Origin of the sequence: Shewanella sp. FJAT-51649, assembly GCF_019457435.1 — a bacterium.
Taxonomy (GTDB): Bacteria; Pseudomonadota; Gammaproteobacteria; order Enterobacterales; family Shewanellaceae; genus Shewanella; species Shewanella mangrovisoli.
Genome location: NZ_CP080411.1, coordinates 3,653,528 through 3,669,760, shown reverse-complemented (window position 1 = coordinate 3,669,760; position 16,233 = coordinate 3,653,528). Strand labels below are relative to the sequence as shown.

The window sequence follows — 16,233 nt, the reverse complement described above, 5'->3', positions numbered from 1 at the left end:
GTGGCTCCTTATCGGCCGTGAATGCGGCGTAAATAACGCGCCTGCCACAGGTTAATCAGCAGTAGCAGCAACAGCGAGGTCAGCAGCACGACGGAGGCAATGGCGCTGGCGCCGGCAAAATCAAATTCCTGTAGACGAACGAAAATCATCAGGGAGGTGATTTCACTGATGTAGGGCATATTGCCTGCGATAAAAATCACCGCGCCAAACTCACCTAGGCTGCGGGTAAAAGACAGCGCAGTACCGACCACTAAGGCAGGCCAGAGGGAAGGTAAAATCACCCGCCAAAATACGGCACCATCGGTTGCGCCTAAGGTCATGCCAGCTTCTTCTTCATCGTGGGATAACTCTTCCAATACGGGCTGAACGGTTCGCACTACGAAGGGAATGCTGGTGAAGATCATCGCAACCACAATCCCCAATGGTGTGTAGGCCACTTTGATCCCGATTTCGGCCAATAGGCTACCAATCTGGCCATTTTCTGCGTACAGAGTTGCTAGGGTGATACCCGCCACGGCTGTAGGTAAGGCAAAGGGTAAATCAACTAAGGCGTCGAGGATACGCTTACCCGGAAACTCGTAACGCACCAACACCCAGGCGAGTAACAGGCCGAAAAGGCAGTTAAACAGGGAGGCGGCCAGTGCAGATAAAATAGTGACTTTATAACTTGCCAGCACGCGGGGATCTGCAATCACGCCCCAATACTCGGCCCAGCTCATCTGGCTGGTTTGCATAATCAGGCCAGTGGTGGGAAGCAAGAGAATTAAGCTAACAAACAGTAAAGACACACCTAGGCTGATACTAAACCCCGGCAAAACCCGCTTGTGGCGTAAGCGCCCATTATTAAATATCACTGAATAACCACCCGATAAGGTTAATGGAGTTAATCCAATATTATTATGCCATTAGCACGTTATTGCTCAATCGCGATAAAGACAACTTGTGATAGCGACCTTGTCCGTTGCCGCAATATAACCACAAAACCCGGGACATTGCCCGGGTTGTGGATTTGGTGACTTAGGTACCCAAGCGGATGATCAACGTTTTAATAACTGATCCAGTTTGGCGCCATTGGCAAATTGGGTCTTCATGGCGTTGTCCCAGTTACCTATGATTTGCTCAACGGTCATTAACTCAACCGCTGGGAACTGTTTGGTAAATTCGGCAACAACCTTCTCGTTGTGAACGCGGTAGTTAAACCCGGCTAACAAACGTTGTGCTTCTTCGCTGTAAAGATAGTTTAAATACTCGGTCGCTAATTCTTGAGTGCCGTTACGCTTTGCGTTTTTCTCTACGACGGCAACGGGGAATTCCGCCAGAATCGAGGTTTTAGGCACGACAACTTGGTAATCATCGGCACCATATTGCTGACGGATATTGTTCACTTCAGATTCGAAGGTGATCAGCACATCGCCGATGCCACGCTCTACAAACGACGTGGTTGCACCACGGCCGCCCGTATCGAATACGGCAACGTTACCGAGGAACTTCTTCAAGAACTCATCTAATGAAGCCTGATTATCTTTACCATAGTTTTTCTGGGCATAACCTAAGGCTGCTAAGTAGGTGTAGCGCGCATTACCCGAGGTTTTTGGGTTCGGGAACACCAGCTTAACGTCATCTTTCGCTAAATCATTCCAGTCGCTGATTTGCTTTGGATTGCCCTTACGTACCAAAAACGCGATGGTAGAGTAGTAAGGTGAGCTTGCATTAGGCAGCAGTTGTTGCCAGTTTTCTGGGATTAACTTGCCGCGGTCATGCAGGATTTGCACATCGGTGACTTGGTTAAAGGTCACTACATCGGCGGGTAAGCCCTGCAGAATCGAGCGAGCCTGAGCGGAAGAACCCGCATGGGATTGCTTGATTTCAACGGTCTTGCCGGTTTGTTCTTGCCAATGTTTAGCAAAAACAGGGTTATAGGCATTAAATAATTCCCGCGCGATATCGTATGAGGAATTTAATAGTGTCTGATCGGCGGCTGCCACATTGAGGGAGGTTCCCAGTAATAGGGTTCCCAGCAGGGCTTTAGTCAATTTTACTGGCATTTTGTACTCCTTAATCTGGCAACTGTGTCAGTGTATAGGAATAGAGTAATAGAAGATTTTATTTATAAAAAGCCACACAAATAGAACTTTTTTGAATAACTATGAGCGATTAATTGTATGCCGTTGATGATATTCACGTGTTTGTTGCGTCCAAGCATCTTAAAATACTCGAATACTGAGTCGCTTTTATCAAATAAAGGATAACCGAGTGTCTGACTTTCCGACTATTGAAGCCTGTATTGGGCAAACTCCGCTGGTGCGTTTGCAGCGGCTTGATTGTGGTAGCTCAACGGTATTGTTAAAGCTGGAGGGGAATAACCCGGCTGGCTCGGTAAAGGATCGAGCGGCGCTGAATATGATTATTCAGGCGGAGCTTCGCCAAGAGATAGCCCCCGGGGATACCCTGATTGAAGCCACCAGTGGCAATACGGGCATAGCCTTAGCCATGGCTGCGGCGATTAAAGGCTACAAGATGATCCTGATCATGCCGTCGAATTCGACCCAGGAGCGTAAGGATGCCATGCAGGCCTATGGCGCCGAGTTGCTGCTGGTGGACAATATGGAAGCCGCGCGGGATTTAGCCTTAGATCTTCAGGCACAAGGCAAAGGTAAGGTGCTGGATCAGTTCAATAATCAAGATAATGCTAACGCCCATTTTCAGACCACTGGTCCCGAAATTTGGCAGCAGAGCCAAGGTAAGATCACTCACTTTGTCTCTAGCATGGGTACCACAGGCACTATCATGGGCGTGTCGAAATACCTAAAGAGCCGCAATCCCGATATCACTATTGTCGGGCTACAACCCGCCGATGGCAGTTCGATCCCGGGGATCCGCCGCTGGCCGCAGGAATATCTACCGGGTATTTTCGATGCTACCCGTGTCGATGCGGTGATGGATATTGAGGAGCAAGATGCGAAAGCCATGGCGAGAACCTTGGCCCGTGAAGAAGGTATTTGTGCTGGCGTGAGTTCTGGCGGTGCTGTGTTTGCGGCGCTCGAGATTGCGAGGCAGAATCCGGGTTCCGTTGTGGTCGCAATTGTGTGCGATAGGGGCGACCGTTATCTATCATCTGGGTTATTTTCTTAATTCTAACTTAGATAGAAATTTGTCTTTTCTTCGGCAATAAAAATGGGCGTTTATCGCCCATTTTTATTGGCTATTGTATAAGCCACGGTGATTTAAACCATTGTGGTTTAAATCATCAAGGGCTAACCGCCATCAGAGCAATCAGCGCCGTTTTAATCAGGCTTATGGCTGCGGTGGAAACTGCGCCAAAATCCGGCTAACGGCTTTGGCTGTGTCTTGAGCTTTTTTATCGCCGCCGCCATCAAAATCGAAACTATCGGTGCCGCGCCAAATCAGCTTATTGGTTTTAGTGTCGATAATATCAATTTGAATAGTTTGGATTTTTGCCGTGTCACTGCCAAGCGGCACGCCGACGCTCGTACCTACGCCAATGCCGCCAGAGCGGCCAAAACTGCCCGTGCCTAAACCTATGGATAAGCCTGAGTCTTTGGGTTTGTCTTGAGTTAGTAAACCATAGGCGACTTTAAAATCGGGGGAAGAGGCATTTTCAGTAAAGCCCTTTTGGCTTAATTGCTGGGTGATTTCGGTTTGAATGCGCTGGGCGCTGAGTGGGTCGTCGCTGGGCTGGGGAGCGAGCTGGGTAAAGCTTTGTAATGCCTTAAAGTCGTAATTGAGATCGTAATCATTTTTCGGCTTACTGCTGCAGGCGCTGACTAAGACCAAGGCGACAAACAGACTGGCGATATTTTTGTATCCCATGATGGCACTCCAAGTTGTACAAACTCTGTTCAATGTGCCTTGATTAACAGTAAGACTGCAAGTAATTTAGTGAAAAGTGTTTAATTTTTGTCTTGTTTTACTTGTGTCTCTAAGGTCACGTATTTTAGATGCTTAATTGGTAGAGTCGCTCAACATCATGGAACAGTTAGCCTTTTTCGAAATACCTAGTCCCTGCATCGGTGTGTGCCAAACCGATGCCCGCGGCTATTGCAAAGGTTGCCTGCGTAATCGTGAGGAGCGATTCAATTGGTTGCACTTCACTGATGCCCAAAAGCACGATGTGATCCGTTTATGCCACCAACGTAAGCGTCGGCGGCAGTTGGCTTTATATAAAGCCCGTCAGCAAGCACTTGAGCAGGAGAGGGCGGCGCTTAATCCACAACTCGATTTTGCGCCGCAAGACGCCGCTGAGTTAGATCTTGGGGATTTTGACCTCGAGGAGTAATCTGACTTTGAGAGCGCCAGTAAAACGCTTAAATTTCCCGTTTCTTTGGCCAGCTTAAGGTAAAGCGCGTTTGAGTGGGATTGCTGCTGACGCTTACTTCGCCCTGATGACGTTGCATAATTCGTTTGATAATCGCCAGACCTAAGCCATGACCCTTGTTACCATTTTGCACCGATTGGCTGCGATAAAAGGGCTCGAACACCATAGGTAAATCCACCTCGGGAATAGGCTCCCCATCATTACTAACACTTAAAGTCACCCTTTGCGGGGTTTGGCTGACTTCAATCAATATTTGCTGGCGAGCAAAACGCTGGGCGTTGGTCAGCAGGTTTTGTAGTGCGCGTTCAATCAGAGCGGGTTCGCCGACCAAGGGGAGAGTTGTCATCTCCGCCTGTAAGCTGATGGGGGTATCACTTAAGCTGCTCAAGCGTTTGATGCTCTGGTTAACTAAGCTAAGCAGATCGTATTCGTCTAAAGGCGTGCCTTCGCGCTGAGCCTCAAGACTGGCGTAAGTCAGCAGTTCCTGCAGCAGGTTTTCCATTTCCTTAATGTCGAGCTGCATCTCATTGAGAAAATCCTGACGCTTTTGCTCGTCAGAATCGGGCTGGCAGTACATCGGCATTAGGGCGAGGGCGAATTTCAGCCGTGCGAGTGGGGTGCGGATCTCGTGGGAAACCGCATTGGATAAATGTTTTTGGTTTTCGATTAACGCACTGATATGGCGCGCCATTTCATTAAAGGTGTTCGCTAAGGGTTTAACCTGCGAGCGGTTTGAGAGGCTAATGCGTGTATCCCATTTGGCTTCGCCAAAATCCTTGGTGGCCTTACGTAAGATGCTTAAATCCCGCGACAGCGGGCCGACCCAAATCAGCGCAACTAACGCCAGTGAGAGATAGAAAAACAGCGTAAACAGATTTCGCAATGAGGCTCTTGGGTCTATCTCTATGGGGCCCGCCATCAACACTTGCTCGCCAACCTGAATAAACTGGAATTGCTCGCCCTCGCTGGTTGTGGTGGTGACCACATGGTTGAGCGTGAGCTGTTGATCCTTGGCTAGCGCGATTTGATCTGGGCTGAGCAGATTAAGGGGCAACTGATCATGGCTGGGCAGCGCCTCAAGATAGGCGTTACGATTCTCCTCTGGTAGCTGTGTTAGCAACTGGGCTAACGCAACCAGAGGAGCATCTAACGCATTATTTTCATCCACATTTTTCTGCCACAGGCTGTCCAGTGTCCAGCCTATGCCCAGAAAACTGAGGCTCAGCAGTAAATATAAGCTGATAAAGAGACGTTTCACGGCAGCTCTTAGTTGTTCCAAGCCTCAGGGGCGAAGAGATAACCCTGTCCCCAGACGGTTTTAATTCTGAAGGGGGTCTCGATATTGTCGTTGAGCTTTTTACGCAGCCTTGAAATACGCACATCTATCTTTCTGTCTTTACCATCAAAATCAATATTAAGCAGTAATTGATAGATGTACTGACGGCTCAGCACTTGTCCCGCCTGTGAAGCCAGTAACCAGAGGAGTTCAAATTCATGGCTGGTGAGATCGACTTCTTTGTTGTCGAGGCGGATAGCATGGGTATGGGGATCGATACTCAGTTTACCAAAGGTCAGGCAGTGGGATTCGGCTTGCGGCGGTTGGTTTTGGCGGCGCAATAGGTTGTTGATACGGGCAACCAGGAGTGCTGGGTCGACGGGTTTCACCACATAGTCGTCGGCACCGAGTTCTAAGCCTTTGATCTGATCTTCGCTCGACCCTAGGGCACTCATCAGCAGGATCGGGCCAGCAAAGTAATCGGGCAGCTTTTCACACAGGCTAAGGCCATCTAGACCAGGCAACATAATGTCTAGCAGTATGATATCGGGCTTGTAGTTGATTAAGCGGGTTAAGACTGTGTCACCGCGGCGCTCGACTTCAACGTGCATACCGTGTGATTTCAAGTAATCTACGATTAAATTCGCAAGACGGACATCATCTTCAACCAATAACACTCTGTGGGGTGATTGTGGATTCGTCATTAAAATAAACTCCAAGGGTTACGGTAACGTCTGCGCACCTGAGGCTGCGAGGTTGACGTAATTTTTAATTTGGCTCCAGCCAGTGTTTGATTGGTGTCCTTACTCACTAAGATAAATTGAATATCGTTTAACGTACTGACATTCAACGTTATTGCATGCTGTTCCAGTGATTCGCTGCACCATTTAGGATAGGCATTATTATCGGACAAGATACAGACTAGCTCGTCGTTGGCTAGTTGCCACTGTAACTCTACGCGGATCTCACAGGCTTGGCTTTCATCCCCAGTGATACAGATTTCGGGGGTGAGTTTTAAGGTTGACTCTTCATTTGATGCTGCAAGAGCATAACTGGGCCCCATCAAGCTAACGCTTAGGCCTAACACGCACAGCATCCTGATATGAAGGGGAGTCACTAGTGTCAGAACCTATATGCCGCGCCAATAAAATATGTGCTGCTATAGTCTTGATCGAGCAAGGGGCTGGCGGCAATTTCGTCTGCAAGTTGTGTGTAGCGGAACGCAAAAAGCATATCCCAGTTATCAGTTAAGATATAACGGGCTGTCATTTCTATCCCTTTATTCCAACCTGCATCGGCATGGTAATGTTGGCTCCAATAATCATTTTCACTCGGGCGAACACCATAGTAATAGTCGACCACATTGGTACTCTTCCAATCGAATACGAGTGACATATCCATCACCCAACGCGTTAAATGCCAGCCATAGGTCCATTTGATTTGCGCTTCGGACCCTTGGTGTACATTAAACATATCATGGGTATAGGCCAATCTCACTACACCTAACGGGCTATAAATAAAGGCTTCAGCGCCGCCGAGCATAGTAAAGTTGCGCGATTCTAAGGAGTTAAATACGGGGTCTGGCTCACTGCTCAGGGCGGTATTGGTTGAGAGCAGTCTGGCCTCTTCCTGTGAACTGCGTTTTAGGAAGATATTGGACGGATCCCAACGGTAAAAGTAGGCCCTATCTAAGCTATAACTGGTGACTAAGTTTAAGCTGAAGTACTTCTGCTCGGTTAAACTGTAGCCCAAGTTGCCATTATCAAAAAACCAATGCTCACCATAGTAAGCTACGGAGGGAATAAAGAAGACTGGGATATCATCAAAATCTCGCAATGGATTGGTCTTCTGTCCCCAGCCGATCGCCACCCCTAAATCCCAGTTACGCATTTCAATACATTCATCTTTAGTGACGCACGGCTCCTTCGCCATTCCTATTGAAGGCAGGCTAAGTGCGGCGAGTAAGATAAATAGAATTCGATACATGATTTTGCGTTCGGGTTTAATGTCTGTCAATAATGGGCAACAGATTAGCATTTTATGCTTAATTCCACAGTGCTTTCACCTTTAGGGATGCAAAATGATACAGATATCATATAAATAGCTGATATGTAGATTACGCAATCACTTGAAAGACAAAATAAAAGCAAAAAATACCTTTGTTTAGGTTTTTTAAGCTTGGTGATTTTTAGTTGCTATTTTGTAGTGTTTTGTGAGGTGAAAGTTTGCCAAATCTGTTTGTCTGCACAATAAAAATGCCATTCAGAATGTGAATGGCATAAGGACAAGGCGCTAAAACCCGAAAGAGCTTATAGGCTAAAGGAAGTAAAAACGATCAGTTAAGCTCTTTTACGGTTTGATAACCCATTTCTGTTAGCTGGTCATTCACGCAGTCGAGCACATATTGTTTAAGCTCGGCATTTTCGACCTGATCTTCAGAGGCCATTTGTTGGCACACTTCTGTCAGTTGAGCGATATCATTTGCAGGGGCGGGAGGAAGTGTCGATTCGTCGGCAAAGGTTGCGAAACTCATAAGTGCCGATAGTGTGATAACAGCTGATAAGGTTTTCATTTTATTTCCTTTAGTTATTGATAGTTAACAACAGCCTAACTGGTTTCCCATCATGCCGCTGCGTCAACAGATAGCAATCTATCACTGCTATTATTTTTTAGATATAAATAATTTTTCGCTAATTTGGTGAGCCATTTTTGCCAGCCAAAGTCGCTTATTTTATGGGCAGCTTTATCGAGGGTTGAGGCCTGTTTTGCAAAGATGAACCCTCCATACAATGCCACTCAATCGCATCCTCTCTTACGCCAAGCTGAGCTCTTCCCTCTAAGACTCTCTAAAAGGGCTTAAGTTTCCTTGCCCCGCGCGCCTAAATGTTATCAATTTGTCTAAAACTAGACTTATCTCATCTTTGATGGCGTTATGGGATGAAGTTAATGTTTTTTAGGCTTTAGCCCTATGTGGGCTAACGTTATTTTTAGGTGGGGAAATGGGAAGTTTGAAGTCGAGCAAAATTAACCGATAAATCAGATGTGGCGCACTCTTTATGTCGATGTTTTGTAGTTGTTTGAATCTTATTGGATTAATTTTTAAACTTTAGGTCTAATTGAATTTTATATTTATTATGATTATGATTTTTAATGATAAATTTATGTTTTTGTCTAGTATTGATATTTTGGTTGTGATCTCTTTATTAGTTATCTAGAATTCGCCGCTTTTTATAAAATAATAAGTACCTAGAGTGTATCTAGGTGCTGAGATTAACTTATTTATTTTTGGGGACTTCCTGTGTCGACGAAACTGGCGAATCCTGCTCCATTAGGTTTAATGGGCTTTGGTATGACGACTATCCTGCTGAACATTCACAATGCGGGCTATTTTCCGATTGATGCAATGATCTTAGCGATGGGCATTTTCTATGGCGGACTCGGCCAAATCATTGTCGGCATTATGTGTTTTATGCGGGGTGATACCTTTGGGACAACCGCATTTACCTCCTACGGTTTATTTTGGCTAACCTTAGTCGGGCTGATTTTAATGCCTAATGCTGGGATTGCGGCGAGCCCAACCCACTTTATGGGATGGTATTTAACCCTGTGGGGGATCTTTACTGCTTTTATGTTCGTCGGTTCGCTACGCTACCCAAGAGCGAAACAGTTTGTGTTTGCCTCGCTCACGATTTTGTTCTTCCTGTTGGCGGCAAGAGATTTCACCGGTAGCGCCTTGATCGGCACTATTGCGGGTTTTGAAGGGATTATCTGTGGCGCGAGTGCGATTTACTTTGCGATGGCGCAAGTGCTTAACAATGAATATGGCCGCACGATTTTGCCGATTGGTGAGTTAAAAGCAAAGGCTTAAGCGTCATTATTGATGTTGAGTATTTAACAAAAAGGCTGAATGATTCAGCCTTTTTGCTTTTTAACGCCTGTGACGTTTAGGTTAGATTTTCGCCTTAATAAACGCGCTACAGGCCTCATCTAAACTGCGATTGGAAATATAACTAGTGCCAGTTTTATGGGTGATCAGAAACCCCTTTTCCGTTGGTACAATACGGTAAATATCCGTCCAAAGGATTTGGCTTTTAACGTATTGTGATTGGGTGCTAATCCCTTGTTCATCCACGATAAGCGTGACTTCATTATTGGCGGCCTTACTCATCATCTGCCGCATCAACCACCAGGCTTTGTTGTATTTCACATTCAAGGCTTCAATCACCCCAAGTCCGACAAAGAAATAGGCCAAATAGAGGCTGACATCCGCAAAAATCAGTGCAATACCAATGAGTCCAAACCCCATGGCCTTATAGTAAGGTTTGAGCGTGGGATCGGGTTTAACTGACTGGGTATAACACTCGTCAAAATGCGCTTTATCTAAGATATAAGTAGTGGAATAACAATAAGGTGTTGTCATCGAGTTATCTAATATTGGAGAGCCTGATTGTGCGCTAGTTTAGCGGTTTAGCCTGTCAAAGTAACGATTTTTAGGGTGGTTCTAAGGAGTGGATAAGGCGAGGAATACTGAATTTATGTATCCCGTCGCCTTAGGATTAGCGCTTAATAACGATTGCGCTCGTTGGGCAGATCGCTGAGATATTCCACAAACTCGACCTCAAAGCCATGGGCATCGAAGAAGTAAATATTGCGCCGGAAAGGATCTTCCATGCCATCTTTAGCTATCGGAAAACCGGCTTGGGTTAGTCTGGCAATCACGGCATCTAAATCACTTACCACAAAGGCAAAATGGGCTAAGCCTATTTGATGACCCGTTAAGTCGCGGTTTTCGCCCTCACCATTATCGCTAAAGGCAATGTACTGATAATCATCGCCAAAGTGGATCCAATTGCGTGCTTTGCCGTACCAAGTCCCTTTATCTCCGCCACGGACACGCCAATGGGGGAAGGCGGCTTGATAAAAAGTGAGTGCTTTGGGGATGTCGTCAACGACTAGGTTGATATGTTCTAAATGGATCATAATGCGTTCCTTGTAATGATTTTAGTCAGAGTGATAAACATCCAAGCTGCTTACATACCGTAGCAGTATTCCTGCTGCTTGGGGTAGGGTTGATGAACATGGCGTTGGCGTATCGGCGCTAAGGCTTGGGCGTATTGATGCAACATAAACAGGCTGTATTGCATTCTTTCCCTGAGGTCGATATCCCGCGTACCTTGGGGCGTAGCGTTGAGTACATTCTCGACATTACGGATGATCAAATGGTCGGGAATCGGCACTAATTTATTGTTTTTGAGTGCATTCATTTTGACTTCTACAATGGGGTAGGCACCGCTAATGCCGCTGCAAACTGAAATCAACAACACCGGCTTATGGGCGGTTTCCTGACGGCTACACATCAACAGGAAGTTTTTAAGCAGTGGCGATGCCATTCCACCCCATTCAGGTGTGATCAAAACGAGGGCATCCGCAGCATCTACTCTTTGCTCAATCTCAGGCCAATGTTCGCCCTTGTTGTCTTCTTCACCGTCCCAGAATGGCAGATTGAACTGGCAAAGCTCTAAGTGATGGATAGCGTCGTAACCGACACTATGAGGTGATAAAAAACTGGTTTCGGCTATGTATCTCGCGACTTTAGCGCTTTGTGAGTGAGCTCTTTGGCTAGTGCTGATGATGAGTAAGTTCATTATGTAAACCTATTTGTTTATAAATTATTTGTAAGGTAATTACTTTATTTAATCTTGTAAAGGATAAAATAAATAAAAAACTTTATTTATTCTGTTAAAAGGTAGGCGATTGAGGGATAATCCGAGGCGAAGAGCGGAGAGTGCATATGAAAACCACTGATAAGATTATTCAATTACTCAAGCTGCATGGTCCTTTAACGGCAAAGACCCTGGCGGAAGAACTGGCCCTGACCACTATGGGGGTTCGGCAGCATTTGCAGGCCTTAGAGGATGCAGGTGATGTCGATATTGAAGATAGAGTCGAAGGCCGTGGACGCCCAACCCGATATTGGGGACTTACGGAGCAGAGTCGGACTCACTTTGCCGATCGCCACAGTGAGCTTAGTTTGCAATTGATTGATTCCGTTAAAATGATATTTGGCGATCAAGGTTTGGATAAACTGATTGAGCATAGGGAGCAAAACGCTATGCAGCAGTATCGCAGCGCGATGCAAGGCATGACGGATATTGCCAGTCGTTTAACTAAACTAGTGGAGCTGCGTACCCTCGAAGGCTATATGGCGACGCAGGAACAAGCGGGTGGCGTTTTCTGGTTGCTTGAGAATCACTGTCCAATTTGCAGCGCTGCAACTAAGTGCCAAAACTTTTGCCGCTCCGAACTGCAACAGTTCCAGCAATTATTTGCCGATATCGCTACTGTAAGCCGTGAAGAGCATATCATCGACGGCGCCCGTCGCTGCGCCTATCGCATTGCGCCTTTATCTTAGCGCTGGGTGGGGTTATGCAATCAAAACGTGGTCGTCTCGACAGATACCTTGCTGTTAAGCTACAAATTCACCGTAAAGCCGTGCGAGAACTCTTGCTGGCGGAGCGAGTGTATGTGGATGGCGCGCCTGCAAAAGCGCTCGATCTGCTGGTGGATGAATTTTCCCATATTGTGTTTGATGGACAAGTCTTACAGGCTAATAAACCCGTTTATCTAATGCTACACAAGCCCGTAGGCGTAGTGAGTGCCACCAAAGACACAGAGCACCGCACAGTGATTGATTTACTCGACTGCGATGCTCGCCATGAGCTGCATATTGCAGGGCGGTTAGATTTAAACTCCTCGGGTTTATTGCTGCTGACCAATGATAGCCGTTGGTCCGAGGCACTCATGTCGCCCGATCAAAAGGTGGATAAAGTGTATCGGGTGACTTTAGCGAATCCTTTGAGTGAGGAATATATCGCGGCATTCGCCCAGGGGATGTATTTTGGCTTTGAAGATATCACCACGCAGCCAGCAAAGCTGACTATCCTCGACACTCATATTGCTGAAGTCACGTTAAGGGAAGGAAAGTATCATCAAATCAAGCGGATGTTTGGTCGTTTCCGTAATCCTGTGGTGGGATTGCATCGGCTTTCTATCGGTGAGATTACCTTGGATGATGGCTTAAAGCCGGGCGAGAGTCGTATGTTAACGGCACAGGAGGTGGCTTCTGTCTATCTTGCTGGGAAGTCTGCCTAACTCAGCGTTTATGGAACAAGCACAAAGCCACCTTGCCTTGCGGGAAGATGGCTTTGTGCTTCGTTATCTATCGATGATTGATAATGACGTTGCAGCCTTAGAGCTCGGCATGAGGGCCAAAGACTTCATAGTGCATTTGCTCGCTAGGTACACCGAAGGCGAGTAATTGCTGTTTGATCGAAGCCATAAAGCCAATCGGACCACAGAAATAGTAGTGTGCGTTGGCCACGATTTTATCGGCGACGGAGGTTAAGTCCATTGTGCCTTCAAAATCATAATCTTGGCCTAACACATCAGCCTTTGTCGGCTCTCTGTACCATACATGGCTGGCAAGATTCGCATGTTGGCCGAGTTTATTTTTGATGGCCGATTTAAATCCGTGTACTCCACCGTGTTCGCAGGCATGTAACCAAGTCACTGTACTTGGATGTCTAAGCTTTAAGAGTTGATTTAACATGCTCTTCATCGGCGTTTGCCCAACTCCAGCTGAAATCAATACGACAGGTGTTTCAGCTTGAACCGCTAAAGTGAAATCGCCAGCAGGTGGCATCACTGAAAGTGTGTCACCGACTTGCAGTACATCGTGCAGTAGATTTGATACTTGGCCATTAAGCTCACGCTTTACCGTGATCCGATAGCTTTGACCATTTGGAGCATCCGAGAGCGAATATTGGCGAATTTCATCGAAGGCAAGCTTAGGATGTTGCGCCTTAATGCTTAAGTATTGTCCTGGAACAAAGTCTTTTACCGCTTTGCCATCCACGGGCGTTAATACAAAGGAGGCTATTTCTAAGGACTCGGCTTTTTTCTCACTAATGATAAATTCACGCACTCCCGACCAGCCGCCATCCTGCTGAGCACTTTCTTGATAAATTTGCGCTTCACGATTGATAAAGATATTGGCTAAAACTCCATAGGCATCGGCCCATGCTGTTAATACTTCTTCTGTGACGGCTTCTCCACCCAGCTCTTTGAGTGTCGCCAATAGGTGGCTACCGACAATCGCATATTGTTCTGGTTGGATTAAAAATCCTGTGTGTTTGTGGGCGATACGCTCAACAGCCGAACCGAGTGCACCTAAGTTATCAATGTTTTTGGCATAGGCCGCAACAGCGTTAAACAGCGCGACGGGCTGACCGCCTGAGTGCTGATGTGCCAAGTTAAATACATCTTTTAACTCAGGATTATGTTTAAACATCCGTTCGTAAAAATGTTGAGTGAGTGCGGGACCAGCAGATTCGAGTAGGGGAATGGTGCTTTTAATCACTTGGATGGTACGGCTATCCAACATAATGAATCCTTAACATGCTTTATTTATGAATGTTATTTTAGTTTAAAGATACATTTGATTTGGATCAATAAAAATCACACCTAAAACTGTTAGGTGTGATTTTTGTGAAGATAGGTATTGAGTAATGAAGTCGTAGGCACAGTGAACCTGTGCCTACGAAGAAGTGTTACAGCCTAAATGCACTCACCTGATTACGCATACTATTGGCAAGTTTTGTGAGATTAAGTACGGATTCACTCAACTCTAAGGCTGAGTTAGTGGAGTGTTCGGCAATATCACTGATGGCGATAATGCTGCGGTTGATGCTCTCGGCTACACTGCTTTGTTCCTCGGCAGCCGTGGCGATATGAGTATTTAACTCGGTGATATTGTCGACGGAGGCGACAATCTCTTTTAATGCTTGGCCAGCTTGATTCGCCTTATCGTTGGCATCATCCACTTGATTGATACCAACCTCCATCGCATTCACCGCTTCTTTTACGCCTTGTTGTAGAGTGGCGATCATCGCTTCAATCTCTTGAGTCGATTTTTGGGTGCGCTGCGCCAATGTCCTGACTTCATCGGCGACCACCGCAAAACCTCGACCTTGCTCTCCGGCGCGGGCGGCTTCAATCGCCGCATTTAGTGCCAGTAGATTGGTTTGTTCGGCAATACTTTTGATCACATCCAATACCCGACCGATGTTTTGGCTTTCATTGGATAAAAAGCCAATCACTTGCGCCGTTTTCTGAATTTGCTCCGAAAGTTGCGACATGCTGGTGATGGATTGCATCACAATATGATTACCGTTGGCGGCATAACTATCCGCATCCTTGGCAGAATCTGCAGCCGCTGCGGCGCTTTGAGCCACTTCGGCAACAGTTGCCGTCATTTCATTCATGGCCGTTGCCGTTTGTTCGGTTTCCGCCTGTTGCTGCTGCATGCGTTTATTGGTTGCTTGGGTAAAACTACTTAGTTCAGTGGCTGAACTATTGACCGTATTTGCGGCTTCGGCAATTGAGTGCAAAATGCCCCGCAGATGTTCAATCACTTGGGTCAGGCTAGTGGAGATCTGCCCGAGTTCATCGTCGTTGAAAGTTTTAAACTTAACGGTGAGATCAGAGTCTTGTCGTATCGTCTTAAGATTTTCAACAATATCACGGATCGGATTCATCACGCTGCGATTCACCCAGAGCCCAATCACTATGCTTATCAGCATGGCGATACCCGCAAGGGTGATAAAAATAGAAATAGAGGATTGGTAAATACCGTTTACGGCATCTTTCTCCTGACCGGCGATCTCAATTTGCAGATCAATCAGCTCGGAGACTTTACCGCTGATGGGATCGATGGCGTTATACAGAGGTAATATTTTGTCGTTCAGTTGATGCACCACATCGCCATTTAATCCCCGAAGATACGTGATTAACTGCTCTATTTGTTCATTGGCGGGAGTAAATAAACGCTCAGCTTGCTGCGCGAGTTTCGATTCTTCCTTGGTAAGCTCAGTGGATAGATATTTCTGCCAGCGTTGATTGACTGTGGATTTAGCACTTTCAAGGGCATTGATGGCCTGAGAAGCCGTAAAGCCGCCGGCATTAGCCTTGTTCACCGCATCAATCACATCCACGGCATATTTATCGGCAATCACTTTGAGATCATCAAGGGGGACGACTCGGTCGTTATAGATGCGTTCGACACCATATTCGATTTTTCCCATCATATTGATGGCGATAAAACCGATAGTCAGTAGCATTAGGAGTGGCACGAGAATGCCAATAAACATTTTTTGTTTTATTTGTAGACCATTCATATGGATTTCCTCGGTGAAACAAGGGAGTCCTTTAGGCAGAGCTCGAGCTGTCCCTATGATGAGTCTGTATGAATAGTTATAGCAAATTTAAGGAAGGTGATAAGTTACTTAAGGAAATTTAATCGCAGATACAAAAAAACCTCGCTAAGCGAGGTTTAAATGTTGGTACAGATGAGAGGACTTGAACCTCCACGCCCGCAAGGGCACTAGCACCTGAAGCTAGCGTGTCTACCAATTCCACCACATCTGCATTGATATCCGACATTGTGTCGAATTTTAATTTGAATCGCAATTTGGTACAGGTGAGAGGACTTGAACCTCCACGCCCGCAAGGGCACTAGCACCTGAAGCTAGCGTGTCTACCAATTCCACCACACCTGCACTGT

At 46.3% G+C, this 16,233-nt stretch carries 19 protein-coding genes and 2 tRNA genes; 5 read left to right on the top strand and 16 right to left on the bottom strand.

The window, feature by feature from the left end; translation table 11 throughout:
- Positions 1-8 precede the first annotated feature (8 nt).
- Together cysT and cysP are read right to left on the bottom strand one after the other, a co-directional pair.
- Positions 9-854 (bottom strand): sulfate/thiosulfate ABC transporter permease CysT, encoded by an 846-nt coding sequence (gene cysT / locus K0H59_RS16140; RefSeq protein WP_088210373.1) that lies wholly within the window; start codon positions 852-854, stop codon positions 9-11.
- 183 nt (positions 855-1,037) lie between these two features.
- Positions 1,038-2,045: a thiosulfate ABC transporter substrate-binding protein CysP gene (cysP, locus tag K0H59_RS16135; RefSeq protein WP_011718011.1), complete on the bottom strand. Its 1,008-nt coding sequence runs from the start codon at positions 2,043-2,045 to the stop codon at positions 1,038-1,040.
- Between the two features lie 208 nt (positions 2,046-2,253).
- Here cysP and cysM point away from each other — a divergent pair, with 208 nt between their 5' ends.
- Positions 2,254-3,132 carry a cysteine synthase CysM gene (gene cysM, locus K0H59_RS16130; RefSeq protein ID WP_220053690.1) on the top strand — a complete coding sequence of 293 codons (879 nt, stop codon included), beginning with the start codon at positions 2,254-2,256 and terminating at the stop codon, positions 3,130-3,132.
- Between the two features lie 162 nt (positions 3,133-3,294).
- On the opposite strand, the gene K0H59_RS16125 is transcribed toward cysM, so the two are convergent.
- A complete protein-coding gene (locus tag K0H59_RS16125) occupies positions 3,295-3,831 on the bottom strand; it encodes a DUF4136 domain-containing protein (RefSeq protein ID WP_220053689.1) in 537 nt (178 codons plus the stop codon).
- Between the two features lie 157 nt (positions 3,832-3,988).
- On the opposite strand from K0H59_RS16125, the gene K0H59_RS16120 reads away from it, so the two are divergent.
- Complete coding sequence (locus K0H59_RS16120; protein ID WP_220053688.1) at positions 3,989-4,297, top strand: DUF1289 domain-containing protein; 309 nt, start codon at positions 3,989-3,991, stop codon at positions 4,295-4,297.
- A gap of 28 nt (positions 4,298-4,325) precedes the next feature.
- Here the strand turns inward: K0H59_RS16120 and K0H59_RS16115 are convergent, their stop codons facing one another.
- The 6 genes from K0H59_RS16115 to K0H59_RS16090 all read right to left on the bottom strand — a co-directional run bounded on the left by K0H59_RS16115 (position 4,326) and on the right by K0H59_RS16090 (position 8,408).
- Entirely contained in the window at positions 4,326-5,594 is a 1,269-nt protein-coding gene (locus K0H59_RS16115) for an ATP-binding protein (RefSeq protein WP_220053687.1), read from the bottom strand.
- Positions 5,595-5,602: 8 nt separating this feature from the next.
- Positions 5,603-6,316: a winged helix-turn-helix domain-containing protein gene (locus K0H59_RS16110; RefSeq protein ID WP_011718006.1), complete on the bottom strand. Its 714-nt coding sequence runs from the start codon at positions 6,314-6,316 to the stop codon at positions 5,603-5,605.
- Complete coding sequence (locus K0H59_RS16105; protein WP_176370355.1) at positions 6,316-6,708, bottom strand: DUF3019 domain-containing protein; 393 nt, start codon at positions 6,706-6,708, stop codon at positions 6,316-6,318. The genes K0H59_RS16110 and K0H59_RS16105 overlap by 1 nt, the downstream gene beginning before the upstream one ends.
- A gap of 26 nt (positions 6,709-6,734) precedes the next feature.
- The gene (locus K0H59_RS16100) at positions 6,735-7,598 is read right to left on the bottom strand and encodes a MipA/OmpV family protein (protein ID WP_220053686.1); all 864 of its coding nucleotides are present in this window, start codon (positions 7,596-7,598) and stop codon (positions 6,735-6,737) included.
- Between the two features lie 349 nt (positions 7,599-7,947).
- Positions 7,948-8,184: a hypothetical protein gene (locus K0H59_RS16095; protein ID WP_011718003.1), complete on the bottom strand. Its 237-nt coding sequence runs from the start codon at positions 8,182-8,184 to the stop codon at positions 7,948-7,950.
- Between the two features lie 50 nt (positions 8,185-8,234).
- The gene (locus K0H59_RS16090; RefSeq protein WP_220053685.1) at positions 8,235-8,408 is read right to left on the bottom strand and encodes a hypothetical protein; all 174 of its coding nucleotides are present in this window, start codon (positions 8,406-8,408) and stop codon (positions 8,235-8,237) included.
- Positions 8,409-8,910: 502 nt separating this feature from the next.
- On the opposite strand from K0H59_RS16090, the gene K0H59_RS16085 reads away from it, so the two are divergent.
- Positions 8,911-9,480 (top strand): acetate uptake transporter, encoded by a 570-nt coding sequence (locus K0H59_RS16085; RefSeq protein WP_011718002.1) that lies wholly within the window; start codon positions 8,911-8,913, stop codon positions 9,478-9,480.
- A gap of 81 nt (positions 9,481-9,561) precedes the next feature.
- Here the strand turns inward: K0H59_RS16085 and K0H59_RS16080 are convergent, their stop codons facing one another.
- From K0H59_RS16080 to K0H59_RS16070, 3 genes are all read right to left on the bottom strand, one after another.
- Positions 9,562-10,032: a YcxB family protein gene (locus K0H59_RS16080; protein WP_011718001.1), complete on the bottom strand. Its 471-nt coding sequence runs from the start codon at positions 10,030-10,032 to the stop codon at positions 9,562-9,564.
- Between the two features lie 143 nt (positions 10,033-10,175).
- Positions 10,176-10,592 (bottom strand): VOC family protein, encoded by a 417-nt coding sequence (locus K0H59_RS16075; protein WP_220053684.1) that lies wholly within the window; start codon positions 10,590-10,592, stop codon positions 10,176-10,178.
- Between the two features lie 50 nt (positions 10,593-10,642).
- Positions 10,643-11,257 (bottom strand): NADPH-dependent FMN reductase, encoded by a 615-nt coding sequence (locus tag K0H59_RS16070; protein WP_220053683.1) that lies wholly within the window; start codon positions 11,255-11,257, stop codon positions 10,643-10,645.
- 146 nt (positions 11,258-11,403) lie between these two features.
- Here K0H59_RS16070 and K0H59_RS16065 point away from each other — a divergent pair, with 146 nt between their 5' ends.
- Both K0H59_RS16065 and K0H59_RS16060 read left to right on the top strand, forming a co-directional pair.
- Entirely contained in the window at positions 11,404-12,024 is a 621-nt protein-coding gene (locus K0H59_RS16065; RefSeq protein ID WP_088210380.1) for a metalloregulator ArsR/SmtB family transcription factor, read from the top strand.
- 14 nt (positions 12,025-12,038) lie between these two features.
- Positions 12,039-12,764, top strand: a complete 726-nt coding sequence (locus K0H59_RS16060; protein ID WP_220053682.1) for a pseudouridine synthase — start codon at positions 12,039-12,041, stop codon at positions 12,762-12,764.
- A 97-nt stretch (positions 12,765-12,861) separates the two neighbouring features.
- Here the strand turns inward: K0H59_RS16060 and hmpA are convergent, their stop codons facing one another.
- From hmpA to K0H59_RS16040, 4 genes are all read right to left on the bottom strand, one after another.
- Entirely contained in the window at positions 12,862-14,055 is a 1,194-nt protein-coding gene (hmpA, locus tag K0H59_RS16055) for an NO-inducible flavohemoprotein (RefSeq protein ID WP_220053681.1), read from the bottom strand.
- A gap of 166 nt (positions 14,056-14,221) precedes the next feature.
- Positions 14,222-15,847, bottom strand: a complete 1,626-nt coding sequence (locus K0H59_RS16050) for a methyl-accepting chemotaxis protein (RefSeq protein WP_220053680.1) — start codon at positions 15,845-15,847, stop codon at positions 14,222-14,224.
- A gap of 163 nt (positions 15,848-16,010) precedes the next feature.
- Positions 16,011-16,097 (bottom strand) — tRNA-Leu (locus K0H59_RS16045).
- A gap of 44 nt (positions 16,098-16,141) precedes the next feature.
- A tRNA-Leu gene (locus K0H59_RS16040) sits at positions 16,142-16,228 on the bottom strand.
- Positions 16,229-16,233: the final 5 nt, after the last annotated feature.

Bases quoted from the DNA above. Each gene is read 5' to 3' on its own strand.
- cysP (WP_011718011.1), bottom strand. From the start codon at position 2,045: ATGCCAGTAAAATTGACTAAAGCCCTGCTGGGAACCCTATTACTGGGA.
- K0H59_RS16125 (WP_220053689.1), bottom strand. From the start codon at position 3,831: ATGGGATACAAAAATATCGCCAGTCTGTTTGTCGCCTTGGTCTTAGTC.
- K0H59_RS16120 (WP_220053688.1), top strand. From the start codon at position 3,989: ATGGAACAGTTAGCCTTTTTCGAAATACCTAGTCCCTGCATCGGTGTG.
- K0H59_RS16110 (WP_011718006.1), bottom strand. From the start codon at position 6,316: ATGACGAATCCACAATCACCCCACAGAGTGTTATTGGTTGAAGATGAT.
- K0H59_RS16105 (WP_176370355.1), bottom strand. From the start codon at position 6,708: ATGCTGTGCGTGTTAGGCCTAAGCGTTAGCTTGATGGGGCCCAGTTAT.
- K0H59_RS16100 (WP_220053686.1), bottom strand. From the start codon at position 7,598: ATGTATCGAATTCTATTTATCTTACTCGCCGCACTTAGCCTGCCTTCA.
- K0H59_RS16095 (WP_011718003.1), bottom strand. From the start codon at position 8,184: ATGAAAACCTTATCAGCTGTTATCACACTATCGGCACTTATGAGTTTC.
- K0H59_RS16080 (WP_011718001.1), bottom strand. From the start codon at position 10,032: ATGACAACACCTTATTGTTATTCCACTACTTATATCTTAGATAAAGCG.
- K0H59_RS16075 (WP_220053684.1), bottom strand. From the start codon at position 10,592: ATGATCCATTTAGAACATATCAACCTAGTCGTTGACGACATCCCCAAA.
- K0H59_RS16070 (WP_220053683.1), bottom strand. From the start codon at position 11,257: ATGAACTTACTCATCATCAGCACTAGCCAAAGAGCTCACTCACAAAGC.
- K0H59_RS16065 (WP_088210380.1), top strand. From the start codon at position 11,404: ATGAAAACCACTGATAAGATTATTCAATTACTCAAGCTGCATGGTCCT.
- K0H59_RS16060 (WP_220053682.1), top strand. From the start codon at position 12,039: ATGCAATCAAAACGTGGTCGTCTCGACAGATACCTTGCTGTTAAGCTA.
- hmpA (WP_220053681.1), bottom strand. From the start codon at position 14,055: ATGTTGGATAGCCGTACCATCCAAGTGATTAAAAGCACCATTCCCCTA.
- K0H59_RS16050 (WP_220053680.1), bottom strand. From the start codon at position 15,847: ATGAATGGTCTACAAATAAAACAAAAAATGTTTATTGGCATTCTCGTG.